Consider the following 14,913-nt stretch of genomic DNA (forward strand, 5'->3'; position numbering starts at 1 on the left):
AACGTCGGCGAGATGTGGAGCTTCGTAGGACTGTCGGTGTCAGCGGTTGTTTCCGCCATAACCGCGAGCGGTACGGCCGCACGAAGCCACCGCCCGGTCCGTAGTGCCCGCCCATTGCCGCGACCGCCGGCCGATCTCATCCGCGAGTGTGTTGGCGGCGTCGACAGGTCGGCTGAGCGCCGCATGTCACCGTGTGTCCTGCCAACAGGTCGTACCCGTGATCCTCGCACCGAGCGTTCCGGGGGTTCCGGCGCTCCGGTGACGCGTGCTACGCCGCCGTGCGGCCACGCGACGGGTCGCGTCCCTGGTTTTCGCTCGAGGGTTGTGGGGTGCGCTGGAAGGTCTGTGGTGTTCGGTGTGCTGCCGTATGGCCTGATGAGGGGTCGTGTCCGTGGTTCTTGCTCGAGGGTTGTGGGGTGCGCTGGAAGGTCTGTGGCGTTCGGTATGTCGCCGTATGACCTGATGGCGCATCGTGTCCGTGGTTGTCGCTCGAAGTGTGGCGGGCCCGCTGGCACGTCTGTGATGTTCGGTATGTCGCCGCGAGGCCTGACGGCAGGTCATATCTGCGGTTCTCGCACCACAGGGCAGGTAAAGGAGGCTGATGATGGCGTTCACCCCGAACGCAGCGCTGCCGTTATTGCTGGTAGCGGCAGCACTCGCCCTGCTTCCGGGGCGGGTCGCCGTCGGTCGGCGGCTACCCGTCCTCGGCCGAGCCCACCACGGGCCGACCGAGTCGTCGCGCCGAGCGAGCAAGGGGATGGATCCGCTGGCCGTCGCCTCGGTTCTCGATCTGCTGGCCGCCTGCCTGCGGGCCGGGCTGCCCATGGCAGGCGCGGCGCGGGCGGTGGCGCCGGAGGCGCCCGAAGCGCTCGGCGAAGCATTGCGACGCGCTGCGGACCTGCTCGCACTGGGGGCCGACGCGGCCACGGTCTGGGAACAGGTGGCGCGCGACGCGAATGGGCGTCCCGGGGCCGAGGAGATCGAGTCACTGGCCCGGATGGCACGCCGCTCGGCACGCTCTGGGTCATCTCTGGCGGCCGCGGTGCTGGAACTGGCCGAGCAGCAAAGGTCCGCGGTAGAAGACACGGCAGCCGCGAAGGCGGAGCGCGCGGGTGTCCTGATCGGCGGGCCGTTGGGTCTGTGCTTCCTCCCGGCCTTCGTTTGCCTCGGCATAGTGCCGGTGGTCATCGGCTTGGCAGGACGAGTGCTCGACGGCGGACTGTTGTAATCCTGCGGCATCCTGCGGCTTTGCCTTCCACGAGATCGGCTCGAAGCACGCGGTGCTTTCGGACGGGTTCGGCGGTTCAGGGCGCGGCGGTGCGTGGGTGTGACAGCAGACGGGGTGTGAGCGGATTGCTGTCATGCCGCGACGTGCCGTGGCCTCGCGACCCGACACTGTCGGCTCGGAAGTGTGACGGGTTCGGCGGAGCACGGTGCGGCGGGGCGTGGGCGTGGTCGGCGGTTCGGCGGCGCGAGGTGGGGCCGCCGGGCATTTCGCGAGGTGAGCGTTCGCCTGATCCGGGTGTGCGGATCGGCGGCGGCGAGGTGGTTCCGAGACGGCGGCACGTGCCGCGGACTGCTTCGGAACAAGCGTGCCCGTGCGGAGCGGCCGCACGGGCCGGAAAGGAGGAATCGGATGCGTATCCAGGGGGTCGCGAGGTCCGTGGGCCGGAGGATGAGGGCTGTATATATGGGCCTGCGGGTGCGAGTGCTACGGGCGGTGGTCGCGGAGGACGGCATGAGCACGGCGGAGTACGCGATCGGCACGATCGCGGCGGCGGCATTCGGCGCCGTGCTCTACGGCGTGGTGACCGGCGACAGCATCGTGAATGCGCTGACGAAGATCATCGACCGGGCGCTCAACACGACGGTGTAGGCGTCGCCGCTGCCGAACGATGCCGTGACGCGCCGGGACCGCGCGACGATCGGGGAGCGGTGACGGTCGAGGCCGCGCTCGCATTGACCGCGCTCATGGCGGCCGTCGTGCTCTGCCTCGGGGCTCTACTGGCGGCGTCGACGCAGGTCCGCTGTGTCGACGCCGCCCGCGAGGCGGCCCGCCTCGCCGCTCGGGGCGATCGTGCCAACGCTCGCCCGGCGGCCGAGCGCATCGCCCCGCCCTCTGCCGCCATCGCACTGCGCATCGAGGGCACTCGTGCCATAGCCGTGGTCTCCGCAGGAACTCCACTGTTACCGCTGCTCACCCTCCGCGCGGAAGCGGTCGCGACGCTCGAACCCGGGGTCGCGAAATGAAAGGGATACCCACGGCGTGCTTCCACATGGGCAACGCTGCGCATCACGAGGGTTGTCGGTGCGGCACGACTGGGTCGGCGGACGTCCGAGCGGGCGCGCCGACCGTGGAAGGCCTCTCACCCTGCGGCCCGGCGGGGCCCGGATCGATGAGGCCACACCGGTCCATGCCGTCCTGCTCCGAAGGGCCGGCCGTAGGTCGAGTGCTGCGCGTTCGATGTCGCCGAACGCGCGCCGAGGCAGGTTCCCGTACTGGAGAACAGGTGCGACGCATCCGGCGCGCCTGCCGGCGACCGACCGCCTGCGCGACCCGTCACGCTGCGGCAATCAGAGGACGGGTGCGGCGAACCCCCGACATCGACACAGGGTGTGACATGACCGACCTGAGCGACCCCGAAAAGCACGTCCAGACCAGCGACCGATTCGCACACCGTATGGGCTCTGCGGCATGGCTCCACGCCTATCCGCTCGACGGCGGTGTGGCCGGGCCGACCTGGCGGGAGGCATCCGTGGCGCGGAGTTCACGACGCGCATCCAGCGAGGACGGGTTGGCCACAGTCTTCACCTGCCTGGCGCTCGTAGGGCTGATCGGTGTGACGCTCTTGATCGCCCAGGTGGGCACCGTGGTGGTGGAGCGGCATCGGGCGCAGGCAGCCGCCGATTCGGCGGCGCTCGCCGGGGCGGGCGCGTTGGTGGCCGGCGTCGAAGCCGCATGCGCGGAGGCGGACGAGGCGGCGCGGCGGATGGGGACACGAATCCGCGTCTGTGAGGTTGCGGAGTGGGACCTCACGGTCGCTGTGGAAAGGAATGTACCAATAGGTCTGTATGGCGATCGCGTCGTTCGAGCGAGTGCGCGGGCCGGGCCGGTTGAAGGCTGACGAGTTCGATACACAGTCGCCCTTGCGTCGCGTCCGGTAGCGGAAATCGGTAATTCTACTGGCGGGTTAAAAGCGGGCCCCTGGAATTCCCCGCGCGGGTCCGGATATCAAATACCGATGAATGCGCATGTCGTCAATGGAGCCAGTGGCAATACTCTAGTTAACATGAAACTAATCCTTTTTATTCGCCGAGGGTGAAGCGGCGTCATTCCACTAGGAGGTCTCCCAGTCTTCCCAGCGTGCGCGCTGGCAAGGTCGACAATTGGTCACGCGTCCGACTCTGTGCCGTCACGAATCGTGCGACGCCTTCGCGCCGACGGACAGTTCGGTCAGCACGGCGGTGAGCAGGCGTGCCGCTGCCGCCTTGTCCAGCGGGTGGTTCCCGTTGCCGCACTTGGGTGATTGGACGCAGGACGGACAGCCGGCCGCGCAGCCGCACGACTCGATGGCCGACAGGGTGGCCGAAAGCCACTGCCGCACCTGGGCGAAGCCGCACTCGGCGAACCCGGCTCCGCCGGCCTGACCGTCGTAGACGAAGACGGTCGGCAGCCCGGTGTCCGGATGCTCGGCGGTGGAGACGCCGCCGATGTCCCACCGGTCGCAGGTCGCCACCAGGGGCAACAGCCCGATTGCCGCGTGCTCGGCCGCGTGCAGCGCTCCGGGCACGTCCTGGGGTTCGATTCCGGCCAGCGCCAGCAGCTCCGGTGTCACCGTGTACATGACCGCCCTGGTGGGCAGTGTCTGCGGCGGTAGGTCGAGTTCGACCAAGTCGAGCACTTCGCCGGTGACCAGCGTGCGCAGGTAGCCGATCACCTGACTGGTAACCCGCACCCGCGCCAGCCCGGCCGTCACGTGACCGTGGGAGCGGCGGTCGGTCACCGCATCGATGGCGATCGAGGTCACCTGGCGCGCGCTGGTGGTCCAGCCGGGCTCGGCGGCGTGCACGAAGGCCACGCCGTCGTCGAGATCCAGCTCGTCGACCACGTAGGTCTCGCCCTGGTGTAGGTGAACGGCGCCGGGATGCAGCGTGGCCCGCGCCCGTCCCGCATCCGCGGTGCCGAGCAGCCTGCCGGTTTCGCCGTCCACGATGGCTACCGGTGCGCCGATGCCGCCCCGGACATCCACCGCGTCGTGCGGTTGCGTCTCCGCGGTCACGTACCAGCGCGCGCGATCCTCGGTTCCGCGCCGCCTGATCAACCCTTTCGCCGCCAACTCGGCAAGGACCTCACCTGCACCGAGTTCGTCCACCTCGGCGTCGGTGAGCGGCAGCTCGAGCGCGGCACACAGCAGCTGCGGTCCCAGCACGTAGGGATTGCGCGGATCGGTGATGGTGGCCTCGACCGGCCTGTCCAACAGTGCTTCCGGGTGGTGGACCAGGTAGGTGTCCAACGGGTCGTCCCGCGCCACGAGCAGCACGAGCGATCCCTGAGCGCGTCGCCCGGCCCGTCCGGCCTGCTGCCAGAACGACGCGACCGTTCCGGGAAAACCGGAGATGACCACGGCGTCCAACCCCGCGATATCGACGCCGAGTTCCAAGGCGTTGGTCGTCGCGGCGGCCAGTAGCGATCCGTCCGACAAGGCCGCTTCCAGATCACGCCGGTCCTCCGCGAGATATCCCGCGCGGTAGGACGCCACGCGCGCGGCCAAGTCCGGATCGATCTCGGCCAGCAGTCTTCTGGCCTCCATCGCGGTGAGCTCGGCGGCTCGTCGCGAGCGGACGAAGGTCAAGGTCCGAGCGCCTTCGGCCACCAGATCAGCCATGATCCGCGCCGCTTCCGCGGTGGCGGGTCTGCGCACCGGCGCACCGTTCTCGCCGGTGAACGCGGTGAGCAAGGGCGGTTCCCAGAGCGCGACGGTCCGCGGCCCCCGCGGTGATCCGTCCGCGGTGACCGCGGTGCACGGCGCGCCGATCAGGCGCGACGCGGCCGCCGCCGGTTCGGCCGAGGTCGCCGAGCAGAGCACGAACACGGGGTCCGCGCCGTATCGTGCGGCGATCCGCCGCAGCCTGCGCAGCACCAGCGCGACATGCGAGCCGAAAACACCTCGATAGGCGTGGCATTCGTCGACCACTACATAACGCAGCCTGCGCAGTACGCTCGCCCAGCGCTGGTGGGATCGCAGTATGCCCAGGTGGAGCATGTCCGGGTTGGTGAAGATCCACCGCGCGTTGGCGCGTACCCACTGGCGGATCTCGGCAGGTGTATCGCCGTCGTAGGTGGCCGGGTGGATATCGCGCAACGGACCTTCGTGCGTGAGCGCGCCGATCGCGCGGAGTTGATCGGCGCCGAGCGCCTTCGTCGGCGACAGATACAGCGCGGTGGCCTTGGGATCGGCTTGCAGCGCCGTGAGCACCGGAAGCTGGTAACCGAGCGATTTGCCCGAGGCGGTCCCGGTACTCACCACCACGTGCTGTCCGTGGAACGCCGTATCCGCCGTCTCCACCTGATGGCGCCACGGCGCGTCGAGGCCCGTGTCGCGTAATGCCGCAACCACATCGGGTGATGCCCAGGCGGGCCACGGGGAGTGTGCTGCGGCCCGCGCGGGCAACTCGACCACATGCGTCAGCCGAGGATCGTTGTCCGGCACCCCCGTTAGGACACGATTCAGCAACGATGCCCCGTAGCTGAGCCCTGAGGGAGGCCGTCCGCGGAGCGCTGAGTACGGCTGATTCACGACGCGAACCCCGCCACACGCTCCGGAAGTGTGAAACGTGTGCGTCCGGCAACCCCTACCTGCCATTTCGATACCAAATAGCGACCTGGGTCACAGCTTCTTTGCTGAACGTCGACTCGGTTATCACCAAGCAAACGAACCCCAAGTCTGGATTCCACCATTGTGTCCCTCACCTGCGCATTCGCAAGATCAACTTTTTTGCAAATTGTCGGTAACTCGACTGTTGAATTGCCCGAAGACATGGTTCACTGGTTCCTGGTCGCAAGCTTCTGTGTTCGAGGGACGGATCCAAAGTCCAAACCGTCAGCAGGATCGATGTTGCGAACGGTGTGCTTGGTGCTTTCCTGCAGGGGGAACCAACAGTACAGCGGTCGGAACGGACCCGGTGGACGAACCCAGTTGTCCGCCGTTCCGGTAAGAAAAGAGAAGGAACAGAATGGCACAGGGAACTGTGAAGTGGTTCAACGCGGAGAAGGGGTTCGGCTTCATCGCGCCGGAGGACGGCTCCGCTGACGTCTTCGTCCACTACTCCGAGATCCAGGGTTCGGGTTTCCGCACCCTCGAGGAGAACCAGAAGGTCGAGTTCGAGGTCGGCCAGGGCACCAAGGGCCCGCAGGCCACCGGAGTGCGTGCGCTCAGCTGAGCGCGCGAGGATCCACAGCTCGTCCCTCACCACCGGTAACGGGGTGAGGGACGAGCTATATCTGGGGTAGTCACGGCCCGTGTGCGCCGGCGGATCGGTCCGCCGAGCATGCCGCGGCGCAGGTGTGGCGAAACGGCAGGCATACTGATTCGAACTGGCGGGCGTACGCTCAGTGGTTCGAGTCGGAAGCACTCGACCACACGCGGCGTCACGGTATAAACGTGTCTGGTGCGACGTTCAGCCGTCGCAGCCGCTCACCCCAAGCCGCGCACAGCGGAAACTACGCAGCGCGGGTCGATCAGGAAAGGTGTATTCGCCGGTGGCAACACGAGACCGCGGTGCAGCCGACCAGGGCCGTGCCCTGCGTCGTCTCGTGATCGTCGAGTCCCCGACCAAGGCCCGCAAGATCGCGCCGTACCTGGGTCGTAACTACACGGTCGAGGCGTCGGTCGGTCATATCCGGGATCTGCCGCGCGGTGCGGCGGATGTCCCGGCCAAGTACAAGGGCCAGTCATGGGCGCGCCTCGGCGTGGATGTGGACAACGACTTCGAACCCATCTACGTCGTGAGCCCGGATAAGAAGGCCAAGGTCACCGAGCTCAAGAGCCTGTTGAAGGACGCGGACGAGCTCTACCTGGCCACCGACCCCGACCGCGAGGGCGAGGCGATCGCCTGGCACCTGCTGGAAACGCTCAAACCCAAGGTGCCGGTCCGGCGAATGGTGTTCCACGAGATCACCGAACCCGCCATCCAGGCCGCCGCCGCGGACACCCGTGACCTCGACAACGATCTGGTGGACGCGCAGGAGACCCGCCGCATCCTGGACCGGCTCTACGGCTACGAGGTCAGCCCCGTGCTGTGGAAGAAGGTCATGCCACGGCTGTCGGCGGGCCGCGTGCAGTCGGTGGCCACCCGGGTGATCGTGCAGCGCGAACGCGAGCGGATGTCGTTCCGTTCCGCCGAATACTGGGACATCGCCGCCAAGCTGGACGCGGGCAACGGTGAGGAGGGCGACGCCACCAATCCGAGGACCTTCGGCGCCCGTCTGGTCACCGTCGACGGCGCGCGGGTCGCCACGGGGCGCGATTTCGGATCGGACGGGCAGCTCAAGGCCGCGAGCGGCGTCGTCGTCCTGGACGAGGGCTACGCGCGGCGGCTGGCCGAGGCGCTGGACGGCGCCGACCTGGTGGTCTCCTCGGCGGAGGCCAAGCCGTACACGCGCAAGCCCTATCCGCCGTTCATGACCTCGACGCTGCAACAGGAGGCGGGACGCAAACTTCGTTTCACCTCCGAGCGGACCATGCGGGTGGCGCAGCGGTTGTACGAGAACGGCTACATCACCTACATGCGTACCGACTCCACGACGCTGTCGGAGTCGGCCATCGCCGCGGCCCGTGCGCAGGCCACCCAGCTCTACGGCTCGGAGTTCGTGCACCCGACCGCACGGCAGTACACCCGCAAGGTGAAGAACGCGCAGGAGGCGCACGAGGCGATCCGTCCGGCGGGCGACACGTTCGCCACGCCCGGTCAATTGCACGCGCGGTTGGACAACGACGAGTTCCGGCTCTACGAACTCATCTGGCAGCGCACGGTCGCCTCCCAGATGGCCGACGCCAGGGGCACCACGCTGACGCTGCGCATCACCGGCGTCGCGGGCACCGGCGAGGAGTGCGTGTTCTCCGCTTCGGGCCGCACCATCACCTTCCCCGGCTTCCTGAAGGCCTATGTGGAGAGCGTCGACGAGGAGGCGGGCGGCCAGTCCGACGACGCCGAGTCCAGGCTGCCCGCGCTGGACGAAGGCCAGGCGGTGACGGCGGTCGAGCTGAATCCCGATGGGCACAGCACCAACCCGCCCGCGCGCTACACCGAGGCGTCGCTGATCAAGACGCTCGAAGAGCTCGGCATCGGCCGCCCGTCGACGTATTCGTCGATCATCAAGACGATTCTCGACCGCGGCTACGTCTACAAGCGCGGTAGCGCGCTGGTGCCGTCATGGGTGGCTTTCGCTGTGATCGGCTTGCTGGAGGAACATTTCGGCCGACTGGTCGATTTCGACTTCACCGCCGCCATGGAGGACGATCTCGACGCCATCGCCGGTGGACGCGAGCAGCGCGGAAACTGGTTGTCCAGCTTCTACTTCGGCGGCGATCACGGTGTGGAAGGGTCGGTCGCGCGGTCCGGCGGTCTGAAGAAGATGGTCGGGGAGCGGCTCGACGACATCGACGCGCGCGAGATCAACTCCATCAAGCTGTTCAGCGATGCCGACGGACGCGATGTCGTGGTCCGGGTCGGCAAGTACGGTCCGTATTTGGAGCGGATGGTCGCCGATCCCGATGACCCCGAGGGTAATCCGGTGTCGCAGCGGGCCAACCTGCCGGACGATCTTCCGCCGGACGAGTTGACCCCCGAAGTCGCCGAGAAGCTGTTCTCGACGCCGCAGGAGGGTCGTTCGCTCGGCGTCGATCCCGAGTCGGGGCACGAAATCGTCGCCAAGGAAGGGCGTTTCGGCCCGTATGTCACCGAGGTCCTGCCCGAGCCGCAGGCCGAGCAGGGGCAGGAACCCGCCAAGAAGACCGCGAAGAAGGCCGCTGCGCCGAAGCCGCGCACGGGCTCGCTCTTCAAGTCCATGGACCTGGCCACCATCACACTCGATGACGCGCTGAAGCTGCTGTCGCTGCCGCGTGTGGTCGGTACCGACCCGGCGAGCGGTGAGGAGATCACCGCGCAGAACGGGCGCTACGGGCCGTACCTGAAGAAGGGCACCGACTCGCGTTCGCTGAACACCGAGGATCAGATCTTCACCGTCACGCTGGAGGAGGCGCTGAAGATCTACGCGGAGCCGAAACGCCGTGGGCGGCAGGCGTCCAGCGCCGCCCCGCTGCGTGAACTCGGCAACGACTCGGCCAGCGGCAAGCCGATGGTGATCAAGGACGGCCGCTTCGGTCCGTACGTCACCGACGGCGAGACCAACGCGACGCTGCGCAAGGGCGACGAGATCGAGTCGATCACCCCGGAGCGGGCCATGGAACTGCTCGCCGACCGGCGGGCTCGCGGGCCGGTGAAGAAGACCGCCAAGAAGGCCGCTGCGAAGAAGGCTCCCGCCAAGAAGACGGCGGCCAAGAAGACCGCCGCCAAGAAGGCGACCACTACGAAGACGGTGGCCAAGAAGACCGCGGCGCAGAAGACGGCGGCGAAGAAGACCGGCGTCGGGAAGCCGTGAGTTCTCGGCTCGTGGCGCCGGCCGTAGCCTGAGCGCCATGAGTACAGAACAGGAACGCGAGGATCTGATCGCGATGCTGGCCGACCAGCGCGCGCTTTTCCGCATCACCCTGCGCGGGATCGATGACGAGCAGGCACGGCGGCGGACCACGGTCAGCGAGCTGACTCTCGGTGGTCTGCTGCACCACCTGGTCAGCTGCGAACGGCACTGGACCTCGGTGATCGTGGAGCGGGACGAGAACGCGGAACTGGACGTCTCGAAGTTCGCCGGTGAATACGTGATGGCGCCGGAGGAGACCGTGGCCGGTCTGCTGACCACCTGGGACGAGGTGGCCGCGGCGACGGCAGAGCTGATCCGTTCGGTGGACAGTCTCGACACCTCGATCCCCACTCCGACGACGCCGTGGACTCCGGAGCGCATCTGGTGGTCGGTGCGCTACACGGTGCTGCACATCCTGCGGGAGATCGCGCATCACTCGGGCCACGCCGACATCATCCGTGAGGCGCTGGACGGGGCGAACAGCACGTACCAGCGCGCCTCCTAGCCTCGGGCGGGGCTGTCGAGTGCGGCCGAGTTGCCGTGGCCGCCGTGAGATCTCGGTGACGCTGGGTCCCGAAGGTGTCCTCCCGCGCATCACTTGGTGCGCGGAATCTTCGGGCGACATGAGTGCCCTCCGCGGCCGGTCCGGGCGGCGCGACGTTTCGATCCATCGCGACGGTGGGCGCGTACGTGGACGCGATCCGGAGACGGCGGCGAATCAGCACGGCTGTTGCGGGCCGAGACGGCCGTGCGGGGGAGTGCGCACGTCGCCGTTGCGGTGCTGCGGTATCGGCCTGAAATTGTCGGGAGGGGTCGGGGGTGCGGTGATGTGCGCGTCGTGGTCGGCGGTGAGGGTTCTGCGGTATCGGCCTGAAACTGTCGGGAGGGGTCGGGGGTGCGGTGATGTGCGCGTCGTGGTCGGCGGTGAGAGCGCTCCGGTATCGGCCCGAAGCTGTCGGGGAGGACCGATAGGGTGTACGGCGTGGCGGGAGTCTTCGATCGATTGGTCGGCCAGGAGGCGGTCGAGTCCGAGTTGACGGCTGCCGCCGTGGCCGCGCGCGGGGGAGCCGTCGAAGGCGCGATGACGCATTCGTGGTTGTTCACCGGCCCGCCCGGTTCGGGCAGATCCGTCGCGGCGCTGTGCTTCGCGGCGGCGTTGCAGTGCACCGACTCGGGGACACCCGGGTGCGGCAGTTGTCACGCCTGCACCACGACCATGGCGGGTACGCACGGCGATGTGCGCCGGGTGGTGCCCGAGGGGCTGAGCATCAGCACCAAGGAGATGCGCGAGATCGTGCAGGTGGCCTCGCGCAGGCCGAGTACCGGGCGCTGGCAGGTGGTGGTCATCGAGGATGCCGACCGATTGACCGAGGCGGCCGGAAACGTGTTGCTCAAGGTCGTCGAGGAGCCGCCGGAACGGACGGTGTTCCTGCTCTGCGCCCCTTCGGTCGACCCCGAGGACATCTCGATCACGTTGCGCTCCCGCTGCCGGCACGTGCACCTGGTGACGCCATCGGTGCCCGCCATCGCGCGGGTGCTGCGGGAACGCGACAACCTCGACGAGAAGACCGCGAACTGGGCCGCCGCCATCAGCGGCGGCCATGTCGGCCGTGCCCGGAGGCTCGCCACCGACGAGGAGGCGCGAGCACGTCGCCGACGCGCTCTGGCCTTGGTCACCGCGTCCGGGAAGCCCGGCGCGGCCTACGCCGCCGCCGACGAGTTGGTGCGCGCGGCCGACGACGAGGCCAAACAGATGAGCGCGACCCGGGACGAACGCGAGCGCGAGGAACTAGCGACCGCGATGGGCGCGGGCGGCACCGGCAAGGGCGCGGCGAGCGCGACTCGCGGCTCCGCCGGCGTGCTGAAGGACTTGGAGCGGCGGCAGAAGTCGCGCGCGACCCGCACCGGCCGCGACGCACTCGATCGCGCTCTGATCGACGTGGCGGGCGTCTACCGGGACGCGCTGGCCGTCCGATTCGGCGCCACCCGGCTCGGCTCCGGCATCGCGCTCACCCACCCGGATCTGTCCGACGAGATCCACGACTTGGCCGAGCGCGTGCGCCCCGAAGGCCTGCTGAAGTCCATCGAGGCCGTGCTCGCCTGCCGTACCGCGCTCGACCTGAACGTCAAACCCCGTTTCGCCCTCGCCGCCATGGCCGCTGCCCTCATCGCGGCCCGCGCACAGTGACCGTGACCACCTGTTTTCGCGATCGGGCCGCGAGAGGATAGACTCGCTTGGCCGAAAGGCACGCCGCCTTAGCTCAGTCGGTAGAGCGCTTCACTCGTAATGAAAAGGTCGGGGGTTCGATTCCCCCAGGCGGCTCCAGGTCAGAGACTGTTTTCTAGCTCCGGGCAATGCCCGGACTTCCCCCAATGTGCCGAGAATGTGCCAGCTCTCGGGCTACCCCCTCACGGGCTAGGACCCGAACGCAGCGGTACCGGCCGCCGCCAGATCCTCACCCTGGACCACGGAGTAGACCGACAAGGACATGGACGGGTCGTGTCCGTGCCAGGCCGCCACGATGTGAGCCGGAATCCCCAGCGCGAGCATGAGCGAGACCGAGGTGTTGCGCAGCCCCTTCAGCTGGATACGCCGCAGGCCCGCCGCCTTCGCGATCTTGTGGAACTCATCGGTGTAGCGCTCGGGCCGCAGTGGCGCGCCCGCTTCGTCCACCACGATCAGCCGGTCGTCGGACCACGGGATGCCCAGGGCCAGGCACTCCGCACGCTGAACCTTCTTCAGGCTGCGCAGCGCGGCGGCCAGTTCGGCGGGCGGCGGGAGATCGCGGCGGGAGCGGCGGGACTTGGGCAAGTTCTCCTCCGTCTCCGTGCCGACCGCGACCCGGCCCCGGCGGACCTTCAGCGCCGTATCGGAGAACCGGGTCCACCGCATTCCCAGTACCTCTGAGCGCCGCATCCCGTACGTGGACATGAGCCAGGCCGCATAGAGGCGATGGGCCTGCGCGGCTGTGCGGAACCGCTGGACCTCCGCGACGGTCCACGCCTTCGGGTCGTCGGTGTCTTCGTCGTCGTCCCGGTCGTCAATCTCATCGGCCGGTCGCTCCGCCAAGGCCACCACGTTGCGCGGGAGGCGGCCCTGGTCCACGTAGCTCTGGACCATCATGGACAGCGCCGTCAGGGTGGAGCGCACGGTCACGGGCTTCACGCCGCGCGGCTGCGAGCCGTCCGCCGTGTCCGCTACCGCGTACACACCGCGCGAGACCCGGCGCACCCTGCCCGCCTTCAGCAGAGCCGACAGCCGCGTGTGGATGTCCTGGCCGGGGAACTGGGCCTGTATCGCCCGCGCGCTCACTCCGTCCGTGTGCAGCGCCACGAAGGCGCAGACCCGCGACGACAGGGACTCGGGGTCCACCTTGGCCCGCTGGTTCACGCGCCCGGCCGTCAGCATCCAATCCACCAGCTTGTCCACGTCGGCCTTGGTCAGGCTGGAGAGCTTGCGCGCGCCGAAGTAGCGCCGCGCTGGCTTCAGGTGGTTACGGGTGTTGGCGGCGGAGACACCCCGGCGGAAGCGCCGCCCGGTCAGCCACTCCTCACACGCTTCGTCCACGGTCAGGGTCAACAGGTGGACATAGGTCCCGGCCGCGACCTCCGACGAGATCCGCCGGTACTCTCGGCGCGCCTCGGTCTGGGTGTCGTAGGTGAAGCGCTGGCGGTCGCGGGAGCCGTCCGGCTTGGTGCCGACGTCCAGCTGAAACGTCCAGGTCACCTTGCCGTTCTTGGCGGTGCGCTTGTCGATCGGTTCGGCCCGGCGCGAGCGGCGGGACTTCGTGTCCTCGGTGGTACTCATTGGTGAATTCCCTTGTGAGAGTGGATATGTGGAATTTGGTTGACGGGCTGGAGGGTGGGCCGCGCGGCCGGTAATCCTCGGTCACGGGGTGGTCCGTCCGCGCTGGGTCCGAGGTACTTCGCCCTCGGTGAGGTAGCCGTGATCCTTGGCGGCCCGGACCCAGCGGTCCAAGGTCCCGGGGGAGGTGTGCAGCTGCGCCGCGCTCCAGGCCCGGACCGGGTGCCCTTCGCGGACGGCGCGGCGCACGGTCTCCGCCACGTCGGTCAGCAGAGCGTCATCTATGCGCCGCCGCCTCGGGGTCTGGTCGGGCCGTGCGCGGGTGTCGGCCGTCTCTCCGGGGTTGCCCCAGAGCCCTCCGCCGGAGTTCAGCCAGCGCGCCGCAGCGGCGGCCAGGCGTGCGAGCGGGATACGCCGGAGTGCGGTCTGATCGACCACCCCGCCGGTCAGGGTCAACGCCACAAGGCGCGGACCCTCCGGGCCGGTCTCCACCTTCACGACGTAGTCGAACGCATGTCCGCGCAACGTGATTCGCACGCGATCCGTGGGTTGTGCGACGTCCCCCGGTCGGTACCCAGGTTCCGCGCTGGTCACGGCCATCACGTCCCCCGGCTGTTCTTTTCGCAGGTTGTTGTCCACAAAAATGAGAATACAGCAGTCTGTACATTTCGCACTCAATTCGGTCTCATGGTTTCTATGAGCACGCATGAGACAGTCGATCCGCTGGCCGATATCCGTTCCAGCGCAACCACTTCCATTGCCCGCGCCGCCGAATTGCTGGGTATCGGACGCGCGTCGGCCTACCGCATGGCCAAGGATGGGCGGCTTCCCGTCGTGCCGCTCGGGCCGCACCGCTATCGCGTGAAGTCGGCCGGTCTGCTGGCCATGCTCCAGACCGACCCGGGCAGCGCTGCGTAATGGCCGCGCGGCTTGCCGGAGACACCCCGGCGGAGAAGCTGGCGCTGAACTCCGTGCGCGACGGGGAGTGCCTGCGCTGGACCGGAGGGCATGTCGCGGACGGGTACGGCCAGGTTCAGGCGGAAGGCCGCAAGTGGCGGGTGCATCGGCTGGCCTGGGTGCTCGCTCACGGCGATATTCCGGAGGGACTGGTAATCGGACATGCCCGTGACCGGGGGTGCCGCTTCCGGGATTGCTTCCGGATCGACCACCTGGAGGCCATGAGCACGGCCGAGTGTTGGCGGCGCGGCATGTCGCGGAGTGCCATCACCGCCCGCACGGGAGTGTGTCAGCGCGGCCACGCCATGACCGAGGTCAACGTTTACACCGAACCGGGCTCCGGGGATCGCCGTTGCCGCGAGTGCCGCCGCGCGGTGGTGCGTGCCTACCGTGCCCGTCAGAGCGCCGCGTGAAAAACCTCTCTGACCTGCGCAAACACTCCATCCGACAA

At 68.3% G+C, this 14,913-nt stretch carries 13 protein-coding genes and 1 tRNA gene; 11 read left to right on the top strand and 3 right to left on the bottom strand.

Annotation, left to right across the window (positions count from 1 at the left end):
- Nucleotides 1-601: 601 nt before the first annotated feature.
- The 4 genes from ACGF7Y_RS15645 (at nucleotide 602) to ACGF7Y_RS15660 (ending at nucleotide 3,125) form a co-directional block, all read left to right on the top strand.
- Complete coding sequence (locus ACGF7Y_RS15645) at nucleotides 602-1,228, top strand: type II secretion system F family protein (protein WP_393234052.1); 627 nt, start codon at nucleotides 602-604, stop codon at nucleotides 1,226-1,228.
- Between the two features lie 447 nt (nucleotides 1,229-1,675).
- Nucleotides 1,676-1,876: a DUF4244 domain-containing protein gene (locus ACGF7Y_RS15650; protein WP_393234055.1), complete on the top strand. Its 201-nt coding sequence runs from the start codon at nucleotides 1,676-1,678 to the stop codon at nucleotides 1,874-1,876.
- Nucleotides 1,877-1,935: 59 nt separating this feature from the next.
- Nucleotides 1,936-2,250 (top strand): TadE family type IV pilus minor pilin, encoded by a 315-nt coding sequence (locus ACGF7Y_RS15655; RefSeq protein ID WP_393234057.1) that lies wholly within the window; start codon nucleotides 1,936-1,938, stop codon nucleotides 2,248-2,250.
- Nucleotides 2,251-2,621: 371 nt separating this feature from the next.
- Nucleotides 2,622-3,125, top strand: a complete 504-nt coding sequence (locus ACGF7Y_RS15660) for an Rv3654c family TadE-like protein (RefSeq protein WP_393234060.1) — start codon at nucleotides 2,622-2,624, stop codon at nucleotides 3,123-3,125.
- Nucleotides 3,126-3,413: 288 nt separating this feature from the next.
- Here the strand turns inward: ACGF7Y_RS15660 and ACGF7Y_RS15665 are convergent, their stop codons facing one another.
- Nucleotides 3,414-5,798, bottom strand: a complete 2,385-nt coding sequence (locus ACGF7Y_RS15665; RefSeq protein ID WP_393234063.1) for a DEAD/DEAH box helicase — start codon at nucleotides 5,796-5,798, stop codon at nucleotides 3,414-3,416.
- 436 nt (nucleotides 5,799-6,234) lie between these two features.
- On the opposite strand from ACGF7Y_RS15665, the gene ACGF7Y_RS15670 reads away from it, so the two are divergent.
- From ACGF7Y_RS15670 to ACGF7Y_RS15690, 5 genes are all read left to right on the top strand, one after another.
- Nucleotides 6,235-6,441, top strand: coding sequence for a cold-shock protein (locus ACGF7Y_RS15670; RefSeq protein ID WP_011206895.1), 207 nt, complete (start codon nucleotides 6,235-6,237; stop codon nucleotides 6,439-6,441).
- A gap of 373 nt (nucleotides 6,442-6,814) precedes the next feature.
- On the top strand, nucleotides 6,815-9,661 hold the full coding sequence (topA, locus tag ACGF7Y_RS15675; protein WP_393234650.1) for a type I DNA topoisomerase: 2,847 nt from the start codon (nucleotides 6,815-6,817) through the stop codon (nucleotides 9,659-9,661).
- A 37-nt stretch (nucleotides 9,662-9,698) separates the two neighbouring features.
- Complete coding sequence (locus ACGF7Y_RS15680; protein ID WP_393234068.1) at nucleotides 9,699-10,205, top strand: DUF664 domain-containing protein; 507 nt, start codon at nucleotides 9,699-9,701, stop codon at nucleotides 10,203-10,205.
- 477 nt (nucleotides 10,206-10,682) lie between these two features.
- A complete protein-coding gene (locus ACGF7Y_RS15685; RefSeq protein WP_393234071.1) occupies nucleotides 10,683-11,888 on the top strand; it encodes a DNA polymerase III subunit delta' in 1,206 nt (401 codons plus the stop codon).
- 62 nt (nucleotides 11,889-11,950) lie between these two features.
- Nucleotides 11,951-12,026 (top strand) — tRNA-Thr (locus ACGF7Y_RS15690).
- A gap of 90 nt (nucleotides 12,027-12,116) precedes the next feature.
- Here the strand turns inward: ACGF7Y_RS15690 and ACGF7Y_RS15695 are convergent.
- On the bottom strand, nucleotides 12,117-13,508 hold the full coding sequence (locus ACGF7Y_RS15695; protein ID WP_393234074.1) for a site-specific integrase: 1,392 nt from the start codon (nucleotides 13,506-13,508) through the stop codon (nucleotides 12,117-12,119).
- Between the two features lie 81 nt (nucleotides 13,509-13,589).
- Complete coding sequence (locus ACGF7Y_RS15700; RefSeq protein WP_393234076.1) at nucleotides 13,590-14,144, bottom strand: hypothetical protein; 555 nt, start codon at nucleotides 14,142-14,144, stop codon at nucleotides 13,590-13,592.
- A gap of 57 nt (nucleotides 14,145-14,201) precedes the next feature.
- Here ACGF7Y_RS15700 and ACGF7Y_RS15705 point away from each other — a divergent pair, with 57 nt between their 5' ends.
- Both ACGF7Y_RS15705 and ACGF7Y_RS15710 read left to right on the top strand, forming a co-directional pair.
- On the top strand, nucleotides 14,202-14,423 hold the full coding sequence (locus ACGF7Y_RS15705; RefSeq protein WP_393234079.1) for a helix-turn-helix domain-containing protein: 222 nt from the start codon (nucleotides 14,202-14,204) through the stop codon (nucleotides 14,421-14,423).
- Nucleotides 14,423-14,875: an HNH endonuclease signature motif containing protein gene (locus ACGF7Y_RS15710; RefSeq protein WP_393234082.1), complete on the top strand. Its 453-nt coding sequence runs from the start codon at nucleotides 14,423-14,425 to the stop codon at nucleotides 14,873-14,875. The genes ACGF7Y_RS15705 and ACGF7Y_RS15710 overlap by 1 nt, the downstream gene beginning before the upstream one ends.
- The last annotated feature ends 38 nt before the right edge of the window (nucleotides 14,876-14,913 follow it).

Source organism: Nocardia sp. NPDC047654 (assembly GCF_043205035.1).
GTDB lineage: Bacteria > Actinomycetota > Actinomycetes > Mycobacteriales > Mycobacteriaceae > Nocardia.

Bases quoted from the DNA above. Each gene is read 5' to 3' on its own strand.
- ACGF7Y_RS15660 (WP_393234060.1), top strand. From the start codon at position 2,622: ATGACCGACCTGAGCGACCCCGAAAAGCACGTCCAGACCAGCGACCGA.
- ACGF7Y_RS15680 (WP_393234068.1), top strand. From the start codon at position 9,699: ATGAGTACAGAACAGGAACGCGAGGATCTGATCGCGATGCTGGCCGAC.
- ACGF7Y_RS15695 (WP_393234074.1), bottom strand. From the start codon at position 13,508: ATGAGTACCACCGAGGACACGAAGTCCCGCCGCTCGCGCCGGGCCGAA.
- ACGF7Y_RS15710 (WP_393234082.1), top strand. From the start codon at position 14,423: ATGGCCGCGCGGCTTGCCGGAGACACCCCGGCGGAGAAGCTGGCGCTG.
- ACGF7Y_RS15705 (WP_393234079.1), top strand. From the start codon at position 14,202: ATGAGCACGCATGAGACAGTCGATCCGCTGGCCGATATCCGTTCCAGC.
- ACGF7Y_RS15645 (WP_393234052.1), top strand. From the start codon at position 602: ATGATGGCGTTCACCCCGAACGCAGCGCTGCCGTTATTGCTGGTAGCG.
- ACGF7Y_RS15670 (WP_011206895.1), top strand. From the start codon at position 6,235: ATGGCACAGGGAACTGTGAAGTGGTTCAACGCGGAGAAGGGGTTCGGC.
- ACGF7Y_RS15650 (WP_393234055.1), top strand. From the start codon at position 1,676: ATGAGGGCTGTATATATGGGCCTGCGGGTGCGAGTGCTACGGGCGGTG.